A 15,951-nucleotide genomic window follows, 5' to 3' on the forward strand; every position below is an offset into this window, starting at 1 on the left:
CACCGCCCCGCACTTACGGGCCAGGTGCTCCACGCAGGTCAGGAGCGCGGAAAGCGGGCCCGTTCTGGACACTCCGGGGCGGTCGCCCCGACAATTGGCCGGGTGACGTCCTCCTTCGAGTCCCACACGTATCCCGTGCGGCTGTCCGACGCCCAGCGCGACCGTGTTCTCGGCGTACTCAGAGACGGCGCGGCCCAGGGAATGTTGTCCCACGACACCTTCATGCGACGCATGGAACTGGCGCTCGTCGCCCGGCATCCGGAGGAGCTGGAGGCGCTCACCGCCGACCTGGAGAGCAAGGGCCGCTGGTCGCGGCGGGCACTCAGGGTCGTGAGCAGGGTGTCCGGCTTCCCCGGCCGGGTGCGCCGGGTCTGGCAGACCGAACGGCTCCCGAAGCTCCTGCTCCCGGCTCCCAGCCCGTACCCCCTTCGGATAGGCCGCGATCCGGGCAACGGGCTGCGGCTCAACCACGAGACCGTCTCCCGGCTCCACGCCGAACTCACCGCGCAGGGCGGACACTGGATGCTGCGCGACCTCGGCTCGACCAACGGCACCTGTGTCAACGGACAGCGGGTCATCGGTACGGTCCCGGTCCGCGAGGGGGACCAGGTGAGCTTCGGCCGGATGAGCTTCCGGCTCTCCGTACCCGTCCTCGGACCCCCTGCCTGAGACCGACCGGCAAACGGGGGCCCCGCGACGCCGCGTCCCGTTCACCGGCCGGTCCGAACCCTCCGGGACCCCGGCGGCTGCCGGATCAGGACTGCTGGTGCAGACCACGTCCGGCGAGGGTGAGGAACGCTTCACCGACCGCCTCGGACAGTGTCGGGTGGGCGTGGACATGACGGGCCACATCGGCCGGTTCGGCGTCCCACCCGATGATCAGCTGACTCTCGGCGATCATCTCGGAGACGTGCGGACCGACGAGATGCACACCGAGCACCCGGCCGCCCCGCTCGGCGACGACCTTCACCATGCCGCCCTGTCCGTGCACCATGCCCTTGGCCACGGCCGTCAGCGGCATGGTGTTGACCACGACATCGTGTCCGGCGTCACGGGCCTGCGCCTCGGTCGGGCCCACCGCGGCGGTCTGTGGCGACGAGTAGGTGACCCGCGGGACCGCCGCGTAGTCCACCGCCGGGGAGCGGAGACCGGCCAGGGTCTCGGCGACCGCCAGGCCCTCGGCGAAGGAGGCGTGGGCCAGGCCCGGCGACGGCGGCGGCAGCAGATCCCCCACCACATGGATGCCCGGCACGGACGTTTCGAGACGGGCCCAGTCGGCGGGCGCCACATGGCCGCGGTCGTCGGCGACCAGACCGGCCGCCGCGAGACCGAGCCCGTCGGTCACCGGGGCCCGCCCCACCGCGACGAGCAGCCGCTCGGCCCGCACCGTGCGGGTCTCCCCGCGCGCGGTGCGCACGGTCGCCCGTACCCCGTCGTCCAGTACGGCCACGTCCGACAGCCGTGCCCCCGCCAGCACATCGATGCCGCGCTTCTTCAGACCGCGGGTCAGATGACGCGACACATCGACGTCCTCCAGCGGCACGAGCCGGTCGGCGGCCTCGACCAGGGTCACGTGCGCGCCCATCGACCGGTGGAACGAGGCGTACTCGACCCCGATCGCCCCGCCGCCCAGCACCAGGACGGACCGGGGCAGCTCCGGCGCGAACAGCGCGTCGTCACTGGTGACCACGCGCCGGCCGTCGGCGGTCAGGCCCGGCAGCATGCGTGGCCGCGACCCGGTCGCGAGGACGATGCCGCGGCGTGCCACGACCTCCCCGCGCCCCGTCACGCGGGCGGTGCGAGGACCGGTCAACTCGGCGCTCCCGTGCACCACTTCGACCGCCGCGTGCGCGAGCCGGCCCGTCACGCCCCGGTGGTTGCGTGCCACGATGTCGTCCCGGGTGGCGATCAGCGCCGACCAGTCGACGGCCTCCAGGGTCGCCTTCACACCCCACCGCTCCCGCCCTTCCGCGACGCCGTCCACGAGTTCGGCGGCGTGCAGCATCGCCTTGCTGGGGATGCAGCCGCGGTGCAGACACGTGCCGCCGACCTTGTCGCGTTCCGCGAGCACCACGTCCAGACCGAGGGCCGCCGCCCGCAGCGCCGTGGAGTACCCGCCCGTGCCACCACCGATCACCAGCACATCGGTCTCGTTCATGCGCGTGTTCTCGTTCCTTGCCGTCGTCCCCGTCATGGCCCCAGCCTCCGTCCCCTCCTTGCCATGAGTCCAAGGAAATGTTTCTGTGGATCCGATGCACAGCATTTATGGGTTGGCTTCACGGGTACGGTCCACGAGGAGGGCGCGATGAGCCTGCGACAGATGGAGTACTTCGTCACGGTCGTCGAGGCGTCGTCGTTCACCCGGGCCGCCGAACTCCTCCACGTCACCCAGCCCGCGCTGTCCCATCAGATCAAGGCCCTGGAGAAGACCGTCGGCGGCGCCCTGCTCGAACGGCTGCCGCGCGGCGTGCGCCCGACCCCGATGGGCCGCGCCTTCCTGCCGCACGCGGAGCGGTCCGTGCGCAGCGCCGCCCAGGCGAGGCGCGCGGCCCGTGCCGCGGCGGGCGCGGAGGGCGGCGAACTGCACATCGCGACGGTGCACGCGGTGGCCGTCGGCATCCTGCCGGAGGTCTTCGCCCAGTGGCGCCGTGCGCATCCCGGGGTCGGGCTCGTCCTCCACGAGTACGCCACCACGGAGGCCCTGGAGGAACAGATCGAACGCGGCGCCGCCGACCTGGCCGTCGGCCCCGCGCCGGCCGACTGGCCCGGACCCGTCGTCCCGGTCGGCGCGGAGGACATCGTCGTGGTGGTCCCGTTCGACGACCCGCTCGCCGGACGTGCCTCGGTCCGCCTCCGGGAACTGGCCGACCGGTCCTGGGTGCGCTGCGCGATGGAACCCGTCGTCCAGGGACAGGCGTTCCTCGACCGAGCCTGTGGGGAGGCCGGCTTCACCCCTCGTACGGCGGTCCGCACCGAACACACGTCGACGGCGGTTCGGATGGCCGCGGCCGGGGTCGGAGTCGCCACGGCCCCCGCACACATGGTCCGCGCAGCGGTCGGCGAGGACTGCGCGGTTCTCACCGTCGACCCGCCGTGGCGGCGCCCGCTGGCGGTCTTCTCCCGCGTCGAGCTCACCGGGGCCGCCGCCGCGTTCACGGAACTGCTCGGAGCCTCCACGCCGTTCGGTACCCGGTCGCCCACGGGCCGGGGCCCGGCCGTCCGGGTACCGCGCCGTCACCCGGACGGCCGTACGCCGACTGCGTGACGCCCCCGTCGGTGATCCCCTGGTGAGGAACCGCGCCGCACACCGGCGCCCTGACGCCCCGGGGGTACGGATGCAGGCCGACGCGCCCGACGGCATACCGGCACCCGGCCGCCGGTCAGGCCGGACGCCGCGCGGATCCCGCCCCGGCACCGGCCCCAGCCTGCTCGCCCCCGGTGCCGCGCACGACCCGTACCGGCTCTACCGTGTCCTGCGCGAGGAATACCCGCTGAGCTACGACGCGCCCCTGGGCGCATGGCTGGTCAGCCGCTACGCGGATGTGACCACGGCCCTCGGCGACCCCCGGTTCACCGGATTCCCGCACGACGGTGCGCCGCGCGGCGGCCCCGCACCCCTCGGGCTCTGCCACGGCAGCCACCTGTGCACGCCGCACGGACAGCGCGGGACCGCGACCGGACCGGGGCCACGTGGCACGACGGCTCCCGCCCCGGTGTCACGTATGGCGGACTCAGGGGCGGTGCAATGTGACAGTGCGGCTCCGGGGCCGGTGCCACGTCACATGACGGACCCGCGATCGGTGCCACGTCACATGGTCGAACTCGGACCAGTACCACGTCACATGGCAGAGCGGATCGAGCGCACCGCCTATGTACTGGCGCGCCGCATCGCGGCGCGCCCGCAGGCCGACCTCGTCGAGGAGTTCTGCCGCTGGCTGCCCGCCGGTTCCATCCCCGAAGCGCCTTCCCGCACGTACATCACCCGGCGGCCCCGCACCGCCATCGGCAGTACCGTCACCCCTTGCATCCGCCACACCGGGCTCCGCGAGACTGCGCTCGCCTCCTTCCTGGCCAATCTCCTGGACGCCCCCGATCTCCTGGCCGCCCTGCGCGTCGAACCGGCCCTGGCCGACCGGGCCTGGACCGAGTCGCTGCGCCGCGACCCGCCCGTGCAGATCGTGCTGCGCCGCACCGTCACCGAGGTCGCCCTCAGCGGCGGCACGCTGCCCGCCGGGGCCCCCGTCGCCTGCCTGATCGGCTCGGCGGGCCGCGATCCGGAACGGTTCTCCGCCCCCGACCTCTACGATCCCTTCCGTCACGACCAGGGCAGTTCGCTCACCGGACCCGTCGGCTGTCCGGCCGTCGTGCTCGGCCGGCTGGAGGCGCGGCAGGGCCTGCGCGCCCTGCTCGACGCGATGCCCCGGCTCCGCTGGGCGGAGGGCTTCCGCCCGGCCGGCACCGGACTGCTCACGCGCGGCCCGCGGGCCCTTCTCGTCCGGCCCGGCTGAGCAGCGCCACCGGATGTTCGGCGAAGAGCTCGGCCGCCGCGACCGTGGGCCCGGTGAACTTCCGGCCGGGTGCCAGCAGATCGGCCCACGGCCCGGCCTCCGGCAGCGTCAGTTCCGTCCCGCGCCAGCCGCCCGACTCCGCCAGCCGCAACGAGAGCCTCGTCACCGCGGTGACCACGTCGCCCGAGCGGCAGAAGGCCAGACAGTGCGCGGCCGCCGGTCCACGGGCACCCAGCGGGGCGTACGTACCCGACTCGCCGAACACCTCGGGCCGTTCGCGCCGCAGCCGCAACGCCGCCGCGGTGAGGTCGCCCTTCTCACCGAGGGACCACTCCTGGGGCGGGTGGGTGAACGGCCGCCGGTTGTCCGGGTCGACCAGCGCCACGTACTCCCGTTCCGTGCCCTGATACAGATCCGGCACCCCCGGCATCGTCAGCTGGACCAGCGCCGCACCGAGCACATTGGCCCGGACGTGCGGATCGAGTGCGTCCGCGAACCGCTCCAGCGCCTCGCGCGCCGGACCGGTGTCCGCGGCCGGGCCCGCCGCGACGAAGTCCGTCACCGCCCGCTCGTACAGCGGATCCGGCTCCGTCCAGTTGGTGAAGAGCCCCGCCTCGCGGACCGCCTTCAGCAGGGCGGGCTCCAGCCGGCCCGCGATCTCCCGGGCCGGCACCGTCATGCATCCGAAGGCGGTCTGCCAGGCCTGCCAGGCGAGCTGCGCGTCGGGCGCGGTCGTGGGAGTCAGCCGTCCGAGCTCCACCAGCAGCTCGGCCCACTGCTCCGGACACTGGGTCAACACCGCGATCCGTGCCCGTACGTCGGCGCTCCGCTTGGTGTCGTGGGTGGTCAGAGCCGTGCCCGTGGCCGACAGGCCGCGCGCCCGCCGGGCACAGAACGCGTGGAACTCCTCCGGAGCCACCGCCGGCCGCCCGGGGTCGCCGCCCACCTCGTTCGCCGAGATCAGTGGTACGTACCGGTAGAACGCCATGTCCTCGACCGACTTGGCGCGCAACGCGGACGCGGTCTGGGCGAACCGGGCGCAGAACGCGGACCGGTCCGCCCCCTCGCCCAGCCGCCCCAGCGCCAGCTCCCGTACGACATCGACGGCCGACGCCTCCTCCGGAACGGAGAACACCGCCTTGGCGTCCCGCACGGCCGAATCCGGGAGCGCCGCCTCGGCCGACTCCGTGCGGGGGCCCCCGGCCGTCGCGTACGGGCGGTAGACGGGCACCCGTACGAGCAGTTCGCGCACGGCGGTGTGCAGCGTCCACGGGGCGTGGTCGCGCAGGAGGGGGTCCTCGGCGCAGACGCGTACGGCGAGCCGGGTCAGCAGCGCGGTCTCGGCGGCCAGCTCGTGCGTCACCACCCGGTACGCGGTCCGGCGGACCGTCGCCGCCCAGTCACCGCCGCGCCCCTCGGCGGGACGCGCGTACGCGCGGTAGTGGCCGACCAGCTCCGCGGCGCCCATCGGGTCGACGAAGACACCGTCGACACGGTGCAGCGCGTCGTACCCGGTGGTCCCCGCGACCGCCCAGTCAGCGGGCAGCGGTTCGGAGGCGGTGAGGATCTTCTCCACCACCGTCCACCGTCCGCCGGTCGCCGCCGAGAGCCGCTCCAGATAGGCCGCGGGCTCGGCGAGTCCGTCCGGGTGGTCGATGCGCAGCCCGTCGACGACCCCGTCCCGCATCAGTTCGAGGATCTTGTCATGGGTGGCGGCGAAGACCTCCGGGTCCTCCACCCGCACGCCGATGAGGTCGGAGATGGTGAAGAACCGCCGGTAGTTCAGCTCGGTACGGGCCAGCCGCCACCAGCCGAGCCGGTAGTGCTGGGCATCCAGCAGCTCGGGCAGCGGCAGATGGGCGGTGCCGGCCCGGAGCGGGAACTCCTGCTCGCCGTGGCACAACACCTCGCCGTCGACTCGGAGCCTGTCGAGTTCGTCGCCGATCCGCCCTGCGAGCACCGGCAGGAGCACCTTGCCGTCTCCCGCCGCCCAGTCGATGTCGAACCAGCGGGCGTACGGGGACCCGGGGCCCTCGCGCAGCACCTCCCACAGGGCGTGGTTGTGGCGCGGGACGGCCGCCATGTGGTTCGGCACGATGTCCACCACGAGCCCGAGACCGTGCTCACGCGCCGTGCGGGCCAGCTCCCGCAGCCCTTCCTCACCGCCGAGTTCGGCGCGTACCCGGGTGTGGTCGACGACGTCGTACCCGTGCCTGGAGCCGGGCACGGCTTCGAGCACGGGGGAGAGATGCAGATGGGAGACGCCGAGCGCGGCGAGATACGGCACGGCGTGAGCGGCGGCCGAGAACGGGAAGTCCGGCTGGAGCTGGAGCCGGTAGGTGGCGGTGGGCGTCATGCGCCGTTACGTACCCAGCCCGCGGCCTTCTGTGTCACGCAACGCAGCAAAGGGCTCGACCGGCGGTGCGGACGATCGCCGGACAGGCCGCCGGTCCCGGACCCGCCGCCCGCGCGGGCCGCCGATCCCGGTCCTACGCGGGGCGCTGCAGCACCGCCATGCTCCGCCCGACCAGCCTCACCCGTTCGCCCGCCGACACCTTCGGCCCCGAGCGGGGAAGCACCCCGGCCGGACGTGCCGTGTCGACCACCACCGTCCACTGCCGGCCGTGATTCACCGGAACCGAGAACTCCAGCGTGTCGGCGCTCGCGTTGAACATCAGCAGGAACGAGTCGTCGGAGATCCGCTCGCCGCGCGGCCCCGGCTCCGAGATCGCGTGACCGTTGAGAAAGACCGTCAGCGCCTTGGCGTGCGCGGCCTGCCAGTCCCGCTGCGTCATCTCGCCGCCCTCGGGAGTGAACCAGGCGATGTCCGAGAGCTCGTCGTGCGTGCCCTCGACCGGACGCCCGTGGAAGAACCGGCGGCGCCGGAAGACCGGATGGTCGCGGCGGAGCCAGACCATCGCCCGGGTGAACTCCAGCAGGCTGCTCCCGAGGCCGTCCCCCTCGCCCGGGGCGTCCTCGTCCGCGTCGCTCCCCAGGGCCTCGGCCGGCTCGGGCCAGTGCACCCACGACAACTCGCTGTCCTGGCAGTACGCGTTGTTGTTGCCCCACTGCGTGCGCGCGAACTCATCGCCGTGGCTCAGCATCGGCACGCCCTGCGACACCATCAGCGTGGCGATGAAGTTCCGCATCTGCCGCATCCGCAGATCCAGCACCTCCGGCTGGTCCGTCCCGCCCTCCGCACCGCAGTTCCAGGACCGGTTGTGACTCTCGCCGTCCCGGTTGCCCTCGCCGTTCGCCTCGTTGTGCTTCTCGTTGTACGAGACCAGGTCGTGCAGCGTGAATCCGTCGTGGCAGGTGGTGAAGTTGATCGAGGCGAGCGGCCGCCGTCCGTCGTCCTGGTACAGGTCCGACGAGCCCGTCAGCCGTCCGGCGAACTCGGCGAGGGTCCTCGGCTCACCCCGCCACAGGTCCCGCACGGTGTCCCGGTACTTGCCGTTCCACTCGGTCCACAGCGGCGGGAAGTTTCCCACCTGGTAGCCGCCCTCGCCCACGTCCCACGGTTCGGCGATCAGCTTCACCTGGCTGACCACCGGGTCCTGCTGCACCAGATCGAAGAACGAGGACAGCCGGTCCACCTCGTGGAACTGCCGGGCCAAGGTGGCCGCCAGGTCGAAGCGGAAGCCGTCCACGTGCATCTCCGTGACCCAGTACCGCAGGGAGTCCATGATCAACTGGAGTACGTGCGGCGACCGCATCAGCAGGGAGTTCCCGGTTCCCGTGGTGTCCATGTAGTACCGCTGGTCGTCCGCGAGGCGGTAGTACGAGGCGTTGTCCAGACCCCGGAAGGAGAGCGTCGGACCCAGGTGGTTGCCCTCCGCGGTGTGGTTGTAGACCACGTCGAGGATCACCTCGATGCCGGCCTGGTGCAGCGCCCTCACGGCCTGCTTGAACTCCAGCACCTGCTCGCCGCGGTCGCCCCAGGAGGCGTACGCGTTGTGCGGGGCGAAGAATCCGATGGTGTTGTAGCCCCAGTAATTGGCCAGCCCCGCGTCCGCCAGCCGGTGGTCCTGGACGAACTGGTGCACCGGCATCAGCTCGATCGCCGTGACGCCCAGTTCCGTCAGATGGGCGATCACCTCGGGGTGGGCCAGTCCCGCGTAGGTGCCGCGCAGTTCCTTCGGCAGCCCCGGATGGAGCATCGTCAGGCCCTTGACATGGGCCTCGTAGATCACCGTGCGGTGGTAGTCGGTACGGGGGCGCCGGTCGTCGCCCCAGTCGAAGTACGGGTTCACCACGACCGAGGTCATGGTGTGCGGCGCCGAGTCGAGATCGTTGCGCGCGTCGGGGCGGCCGAAGGGATAGCCGTACACCGCCTCGCCCCACCGGATCTGCCCGGCGACCGCCCTGGCGTAGGGGTCGAGCAGCAGTTTCGCCGAATTGCAGCGGGCACCGCGCTCCGGTTCGTACGGTCCATGGACCCTGAATCCGTACCGCTGACCGGGCATCACCCCGGGAAGATAGGCGTGGCGGACGAAGGCATCGGTCTCCCTGAGCTCCACCGCCGTCTCGGAACCGTCGTCGTGCAACAGGCACAACTCGATTCGGCAGGCGGCCTCCGAGAAGACCGCGAAGTTGGTCCCGGCGCCGTCGTACGTGGCGCCGAGCGGATACGCCTGTCCCGGCCAGACCTGCATAGGTTCGACTCTTCCTCTGATCCGGGTGCCTGGGGCTTGCGGGCTGCTTGAGCCAGATCTTCCCCGAAAGAGGTGCGGCTACCTAGGACGTCGCGCGGTCCGGTCAACATCGGGCCTCTCCGTGTCGCCCGAAACCGGAATCCGGGGCCCCGAGTCGGCCGCGGGCCCCGTACAGGGCCCCGGACGAGGTGCTCAATCACTATGAATCCGCTCACTACGGCAGATCTTGCCTCCAGGAACATGCGTACGTCATAGGGGAGTTGAGGAAGCAGCCTGTGCATCCGGCTGCACCGGCTCCCGCTCGCGGAGTACCCTTCCTTGATCGTTGGTGGGGGAGTGGAAGGCGGTGCGCGGTTGAGCTCGGGAGGGTTCGAGCTGCCCCCAGGTGACGCAGGTCACGAGGGGGAATCCGATGCCCCGCCAGGGGCGGTCTCGCTTGCGCAGCCCATGGAGATCGGCGCGGAACTGAACTGGGGAGCGGACGCCTGGAGCGAGGTGCGCACGCGTGCCCAGCGGGCCGGACGTGCCTACATCTGGCTCAATCTCGTGGAGCAGCGGCTGCGCGCCGTGGTCGCCGCGGTGCTCCGGCCCATCTACGAGCCGGTCCACGGCGGGGACTGGGTGGTGGCCGCCGCCGGGCCGGCCGGACAGGAGTGGGTGCAGCGCGCCGTGGCCGTGCGCGAGGTCTCGCGCCGCAAGGGCTATCTGCTGGACCCGGCCGACGACAACGTGCTCAGCTTCCTCACGCTGCCGCAGCTGCGCGAGCTGATGGTCCAGCACTGGCCGTGCTTCGAGCCGTACTTCGACGACCGGCGCGAGGTCGAGCTGGCGCTCGACGAACTGGAGGTCGCCCGCAATGTGGTCTCCCGCAACCGCGCCCTGAACGAGGCGGTTCTCGCCCAGGCCGAGCGCGCCTCCGCCCGGCTCCTGGAGATCCTGGGCAGTGGCGCCGCGGTCCCGTCGTCCGACCGGCTGCCGGTCGACGCCGTCGAGGAGCTGGTCGGCGACCGGTACGCGGACGTGGTCTCCGTCCACTCCGACCGGGTGCGCCTTCAGCGCCAGCTGCCGGCCGAGGATCTCTTCGGCGGTTCGCGTCGTCTCGACGCGATCGGCATAGGGCTCAACCTGCTCGTGCAGAACTTCTCCGGCCGCAGGCTGATCCGGCTCGCCGAGTCGGGCTGCCGGGTCCGGCTGCTCTTCATCAACCCGGCGAGCAGCGCGGTCAAGCGCCGGGAACGGGAACTGGGTCTCAAGAAGGGCGAGCTGAGCCGGTCGGTGGAGATGAACATTCTTCACATGCGCCGGGTCCGCTCCAAGCTCCGTGACCAGGGCGCCTTCGAGATCCATGTCTTCGACGAGACACCGCGCTTCACGGCCTATCTGGTCGACGGCGACGGGACGGACGCGGTCGGGGTCGTCCAGCCGTATCTGCGGCGCGCACGCGGCATGGAGGCGCCCGTGCTGGTGCTCCGGGGCGGTGGGCGTGCGGTGGTCCGGGCGGGCCAGGACAACGAGCACGGGCTGTTCGAGACGTACCGCGAGGAATTCGAGTCCGTGTGGACGGACTCCCGGCCCGTCTCCTGAGGGGCCCTCGCTCCGTTGTCAGTGGTGCGTGCGAGGGTGTTCATCACCTGGGGGAGAGCACCACGAAGGAGGTACGGGATGAGCTGGCACCGGGAGGCGCTGGTCGGCTTCGACCTGGAGACGACGGGTACGGAACCGCTGGAGGCCCGGATCGTGACAGCCGCGGTCGTCGGTGTCGCGGGCCGGGACGGGGAGCCGGTGCGGCAGCGCACCTGGCTGGCGGATCCGGGCATCCGGATTCCGGCACAGGCCTCGGCGATCCACGGCATCAGCAGCGAGCGGGCGGCGGCGGAGGGTCGGCCGGTGCGCGAGGTGGCCGACGAGATCGCCGAGACACTCACCGGCTACTGGCGCCAGGGGGTGCCGGTCGTCGCGTACAACGCGGCCTTCGACCTGACGCTGTTGACGGCGGAGCTCCGGCGGCACGGGCTGCCGTCGCTGAGCGACCGGCTCGACGGGGCAGGGATCGGACCCGTCATCGACCCGTACACCATCGACCGGGCCGTCGACCGCTACCGCAAGGGCAAGCGCACCCTCGAAGCGGTCTGCGTCGAGTACGGCGTGGTGCACGGCGGCGCCCATGACGCGGGGGCGGACGCGCTGGCCGCGGTCCGGGTGGCGTACGCGATAGCCGAGCGGCACGGCTCGGTGGCCGGGCTGACCGCCGCCGAGCTGCATGAGCGCCAGGTGGAGTGGTACGCGCAATGGGCGGCCGACTTCCAGCAGTTCCTGCGCCGCAAGGGCACGGCGGACGCGGTGGTCGACGGCCACTGGCCCCTGCGGGAACCGGCCCGGGTGGCGGACTGAGAGTCCGAGCCGGCGCGGCCCGGGGCGTCTTCCGAGCCCGTCCGGTGGCCGCGGGCGTGACGGCCGCCGGACGGTCCTGGTCACGGCGTCAGAACGGATACCACCGCACCGCAGTGTCGCCGTCGCGCAGCGACGCCACCCGGCGGCGGAACTCCGCGAGAGCCTTCGGGTTGGTCGGCGCGTGCTGGGACACCCACGCGCAGCTGGCCGTCTCGCGTGCCCCGCGCAGGACCGCGCAGCCGTCCCATGCGCGGACGTCCCAGCCGTAGGCGGCGGTGAAGGCGTCGTACGCCTCGGCCGCCAGTCCGTACCGGTCCCGGGACAGCGCGAGCACCACCAGATCGTGCTCGCGCAGATCCGTGGAGAAGGTCTCCAGGTCGACCAGCACCGGTCCGTCCGGACCGACGTGGACGTTTCGGGGGAGTGCGTCGCCGTGGATCGGGCCGGGCGGCAGATGGGGGACCAGCGCGGCCGCGGCCGCGGCGAAGCCGTCGCGGCGTTCCCGCAGATAGTCGGCGTCGGCCGGGTCGATCGCATCGCCCGCGAGCCGCAGCCAGCGCTCGACCCCGCCCAGCAGCTCACGGCGCGGAAGGGGGAAGCCGTCCGGGTCGGGCAGCGCGTGGACCAGGGTGAGCAGGTGCGCCAGATCCCGCGGCTCGGCCGGGCGTACCGCGTCGGGCAGCCGGTGCCAGAGGGTCACCGGATGGCCCTCCACCAGCCGTGCCCCGGGCTCCGCGGCCCGTACGGCGGGAACCCCGGAGGCGGCCAGCCACCGCGCGACAGCCACCTCGCGCTCGGCCCGGTCTCGAAGTTCCGGGTTCCGCACGGCGTCCCGGCCGACCTTGACCACCAGGTCGTCCACGGCGAAGACCGCGTTCTCACCCAGCGCGAGCAGCTCCGCACCGCCGGACAGCCCGGCAGCGGTCAGCACCTCGCGCGCACGCATCTCGTTCATGCCTCCGATTTTCGCACCCGTGCAGGCCCGCTTGACGAACCGATGGGCCGTCAGCACGATGACGAGGGCCACCTGAGCGGCCAGAACGGTATGAAACCGATCGAATGACGCAAGGGGGCGAATTCATGACATTGGCGACTGCAACCGTACGAACCGGGAGGCACGGCCCGACCGGTGGCCCGCGCGGCAGGCGGATCCGGACGACGCGCCGGCACGCGGGCACCTGGTTCCTGGTACTGCCCGCGCTGATCCCGATCCTGATCCTCAGCGTCGGCCCGCTCCTCTACGGCATCGCGCTGGCCTTCACCGACGCCCAGTCCGGCCGCACCCGCTCCACCCAGTGGGTGGGCGTGCTGAACTTCCAGGATCTGCTGCACGACGCCCTCTTCTGGGACTCGTTCCGCATCGGCCTGCTGTGGGCCGTCGGTGTCACCGTCCCGCAGTTCGTGCTGGCGCTCGGCCTCGCCCTGCTGCTCAACCAGAATCTGCGGCTGCGCTGGCTGGCGCGGGCGCTGGCGATCATTCCGTGGGCGATGCCCGAGGTGGTCGTCGGCATCATGTGGCGGCTCGTCTACCACCCGGACGCGGGCGTCCTCAACGAGACCTTGCGCGATCTCGGCCTCGGCGACGGCCGGGACTGGCTCACCGGACTGGCCACCGCTCTGCCCGCCGTGATCGTGGTGGGCGTCTGGGCCGGCATGCCGCAGACCACCGTCGCCCTGCTGGCCGGACTGCAGAACACCCCGCACGAACTCCACGAGGCGGCCGCACTGGACGGAGCGGGCGCCTGGCGCCGCTTTTGCACCGTCACCTGGCCCGCACTCAGACCCGTCGCGCTCTCCATCACCGCGCTCAATTTCATCTGGAACTTCAACGCCTTCGCCCTGGTCTACGTGCTGACCAACGGCGGCCCCGGTGGCCGAACCCGGTTGCCGATGCTCTTCGCGTACGAAGAGGCCTTCCGCTACGGACAGTTCGGCTACGCCGCCGCGATGGGCTGTGTGATGGTCGCGGTGATCTCCGTGATCCTCGCGGTGCATCTCGTCGGCCGGCTCGGGGGAGGCGAGGACCGATGAGCGTACGTGCCGGCGGATTCGCGCGGGCCGGGCAGTACGTCGCGCTGCTCGGCTATCTCGTCTTTCTGGCGTTCCCGTTCCTGTGGCTGATCTCCACCGCCTTCAAACCGGCGAGGGAACTGGGCTCCCTGCACCCGACCTGGATTCCCGAACACCCGACGCTGGACAACTTCCGCGAGGCGTTCGACGAACAGCCACTGCTCCGGGCCGCCGCCAACTCGCTCATCGCCGCGCTCTGCGCCGCCCTCATCGCGGTCGTCATCGCCACGCCCATGGCCTACGTGACGGCCCGCCATCGCTCCAGGCTCTCGACGGCCACCACCGGCTGGGTCGTGATCAGCCAGGCGTTTCCGTTCGTGCTGCTGATCATTCCGCTCTTCTTGATCCTCAAGCATCTCCATCTGATCAACTCCCTGGGGGGTCTGGTCATGGTGTACGTCGTCTGGGCACTGCCCTTCGCGCTGTGGATGCTGACCGGCTACGTACGGGCCGTGCCCACCGAACTCGAAGAGGCCGCCTCGGTCGACGGCGCGGGCCGGCTGCGGACGCTGGTCTCGGTCACCGCACCGCTGCTGGCGCCCGGCATCGTCGCCACCGCGCTCTTCGCGTTCATCACCGCGTGGAACGAGTTCTTCTTCGCACTCGTCCTGCTCAAGACACCGGAGAAACAGACCTTGCCGGTCGTGCTGACCCACTTCATCGGTGCGGAGGGAGCGGCCGATCTCGGGCCGCTCGCCGCCGCCGCGTTCCTCGCGACCCTGCCCTCGCTGGTCGTCTTCGCGATCATCCAGCGACGGATCACGGGCTCCCTGCTGGCCGGGGCGGTGAAGAGCTGATGCCCGCTCCGGTACGGACGACGGTCGCCGTCGTGGTCACCGCGCTGGCCCTGCTGCTCACGGGCTGCTCGGGGACGGGCGACGGCGGGGACGGCAGCGGACGGACCGAGCTCAGCTTCCAGTCGCTGGCCTGGCAGAAGGAGTCCGTCGACGCCAACAAGCAACTGGTGAGGGAGTGGAACGAAACCCACCCCGACATCCATGTCACCTACGTCCAGGGCAGCTGGGACACCGTCCACGACCAGCTGCTCACCTCCTTCGAGGGCGACGAGGCGCCGGACGTCATCCATGACGCGTCCGACGACCTCGCCGACTTCGCGTACGGCGGCTACCTCGCCGATCTGCGCACGCTCCTCCCGGACCGGCTGACCGCCGACATCCCGCAGCAGAGCTGGCGGACCACCTCCTTCGGCGACGGCGTCTACGGAGTGCCGTTCCTCCAGGAGCCCCGCGTCCTGATCGCCAACACCCGGATCCTCAAGGAGTCGGGCGTCCGCGTCCCGACCCCCGACAGCCCCTGGAGCTGGGCCGAGTTCCGCCGGGTCACCAAGGAACTGACGGGCAAGGGGAGGTACGGCGTGGCCTGGCCGCTCAAGGAGCCGGTCTCCGTCACCCTCAACCTCGGGCTCTCCGCCGGCGGCCGGCTCTTCCACCGCGGAGCCGACGGCAAGGTCACCATCCGTTCGGAGAAGGGCGATCGGGTCGTCCCCGACACCATTCGCGACCAGGTCGAGACCGATCGCAGTGCCGCCCGCACCGCGCTCGGCATGGGTGGTTCCGACACGCTCCCCGGATTCTTCGGCGGCAAGTACGCGATGGTTCCGCTCGGCTTCTCGTACCGTCAACAGGTCGCCGAACAGGCCCCCGAGGGCTTCGAGTGGACGGTCCTGCCCGCCCCCGCGGGCAGCGGCGGGCTTGCCCAGGGGGTGAGCCCGCAGACCCTCTCCGTCTCGCAGGCCAGCCCGCACAAGAAGGAGGCCGCGCGGTTCATCGACTTCCTGCTGCGGCCGCGGAACATGGTGCGACTGGCCAAGGGGGACTGGATGCTCCCGACCGGGACCGAGGCCCTCGCGGATGCGGCCCTGCATACCGACAAGGACGGCTGGGCGACCGGTGTCGCGGTCGCCGAGGCGCTCCGCCCGGCCCCCGCGCAGTCGGTCCGCGGCTACCCGGAATGGAAGGACAAGGTCGCCGCACCGGCCCTCCAGGAGTACTACAGCGGAGCGATCGGTACCGACGAACTGAGGAAACGTCTGGTGGACGACGGGAACCGGGTGCTGGCCCGCTACCAGCGCTGACGCGTCAGATACGGCCGGCCTCGGGCGGGGCCGGGCCGCGCGTGCCCCTCGCTGATCCGTCCCGACCCGAACGAAAGGAACCGAGACGTCCCGACGGCGAGGCATGACCGATCCTCCACATCTGCCGGCTGGCGGGTGGGGGCGGAATCAGGTCGACTCCTCGTCCGTCCGGATGCCCGGACGGGGTCCGCCTTCCCTCTTGCGAAGAGCGCCGGTCGTCGTTGCGGGAGCG

12 protein-coding genes are annotated in these 15,951 nt (G+C 71.7%); 8 read left to right on the forward strand and 4 right to left on the reverse strand.

Features of this window, described 5'->3' with window-relative positions:
• Positions 1-102 precede the first annotated feature (102 nt).
• On the forward strand, positions 103-669 hold the full coding sequence (locus tag ACF1B9_RS16480; RefSeq protein WP_391740521.1) for an FHA domain-containing protein: 567 nt from the start codon (positions 103-105) through the stop codon (positions 667-669).
• A gap of 85 nt (positions 670-754) precedes the next feature.
• Here ACF1B9_RS16480 and lpdA read toward each other — a convergent pair whose 3' ends face one another.
• A complete protein-coding gene (gene lpdA, locus ACF1B9_RS16485) occupies positions 755-2,158 on the reverse strand; it encodes a dihydrolipoyl dehydrogenase (RefSeq protein WP_391740522.1) in 1,404 nt (467 codons plus the stop codon).
• A 147-nt stretch (positions 2,159-2,305) separates the two neighbouring features.
• Between lpdA and ACF1B9_RS16490 the strand changes: the two genes are divergently transcribed.
• Entirely contained in the window at positions 2,306-3,265 is a 960-nt protein-coding gene (locus ACF1B9_RS16490; protein ID WP_391740523.1) for a LysR substrate-binding domain-containing protein, read from the forward strand.
• 70 nt (positions 3,266-3,335) lie between these two features.
• On the forward strand, positions 3,336-4,508 hold the full coding sequence (locus tag ACF1B9_RS16495; protein WP_391740524.1) for a cytochrome P450: 1,173 nt from the start codon (positions 3,336-3,338) through the stop codon (positions 4,506-4,508).
• Here the strand turns inward: ACF1B9_RS16495 and treY are convergent.
• Entirely contained in the window at positions 4,468-6,864 is a 2,397-nt protein-coding gene (gene treY / locus ACF1B9_RS16500; RefSeq protein WP_391740525.1) for a malto-oligosyltrehalose synthase, read from the reverse strand. The genes ACF1B9_RS16495 and treY overlap by 41 nt on opposite strands.
• 133 nt (positions 6,865-6,997) lie before the next feature.
• Entirely contained in the window at positions 6,998-9,163 is a 2,166-nt protein-coding gene (gene glgX, locus ACF1B9_RS16505) for a glycogen debranching protein GlgX (RefSeq protein WP_391740526.1), read from the reverse strand.
• A gap of 354 nt (positions 9,164-9,517) precedes the next feature.
• Here glgX and ACF1B9_RS16510 point away from each other — a divergent pair, with 354 nt between their 5' ends.
• Together ACF1B9_RS16510 and ACF1B9_RS16515 are read left to right on the forward strand one after the other, a co-directional pair.
• On the forward strand, positions 9,518-10,747 hold the full coding sequence (locus ACF1B9_RS16510) for an SAV2148 family HEPN domain-containing protein (protein ID WP_391740527.1): 1,230 nt from the start codon (positions 9,518-9,520) through the stop codon (positions 10,745-10,747).
• A 78-nt stretch (positions 10,748-10,825) separates the two neighbouring features.
• Positions 10,826-11,554, forward strand: coding sequence for a 3'-5' exonuclease (locus ACF1B9_RS16515; RefSeq protein ID WP_391740528.1), 729 nt, complete (start codon positions 10,826-10,828; stop codon positions 11,552-11,554).
• Positions 11,555-11,642: 88 nt separating this feature from the next.
• Here ACF1B9_RS16515 and ACF1B9_RS16520 read toward each other — a convergent pair whose 3' ends face one another.
• Positions 11,643-12,509 carry a phosphotransferase enzyme family protein gene (locus ACF1B9_RS16520; protein WP_391740529.1) on the reverse strand — a complete coding sequence of 289 codons (867 nt, stop codon included), beginning with the start codon at positions 12,507-12,509 and terminating at the stop codon, positions 11,643-11,645.
• 125 nt (positions 12,510-12,634) lie between these two features.
• On the opposite strand from ACF1B9_RS16520, the gene ACF1B9_RS16525 reads away from it, so the two are divergent.
• The 3 genes from ACF1B9_RS16525 to ACF1B9_RS16535 are packed head-to-tail and all read left to right on the forward strand — an operon-like array spanning position 12,635 to position 15,719.
• Positions 12,635-13,585 carry a carbohydrate ABC transporter permease gene (locus ACF1B9_RS16525; RefSeq protein WP_391740530.1) on the forward strand — a complete coding sequence of 317 codons (951 nt, stop codon included), beginning with the start codon at positions 12,635-12,637 and terminating at the stop codon, positions 13,583-13,585.
• A complete protein-coding gene (locus ACF1B9_RS16530; RefSeq protein WP_391740531.1) occupies positions 13,582-14,421 on the forward strand; it encodes a carbohydrate ABC transporter permease in 840 nt (279 codons plus the stop codon). The genes ACF1B9_RS16525 and ACF1B9_RS16530 overlap by 4 nt, the downstream gene beginning before the upstream one ends.
• On the forward strand, positions 14,421-15,719 hold the full coding sequence (locus ACF1B9_RS16535) for an ABC transporter substrate-binding protein (RefSeq protein ID WP_391740532.1): 1,299 nt from the start codon (positions 14,421-14,423) through the stop codon (positions 15,717-15,719). The genes ACF1B9_RS16530 and ACF1B9_RS16535 overlap by 1 nt, the downstream gene beginning before the upstream one ends.
• Positions 15,720-15,951: the final 232 nt, after the last annotated feature.

Source organism: Streptomyces sp. NPDC014727 (genome assembly GCF_043083485.1).
Classification (GTDB): Bacteria; Actinomycetota; Actinomycetes; order Streptomycetales; family Streptomycetaceae; genus Streptomyces.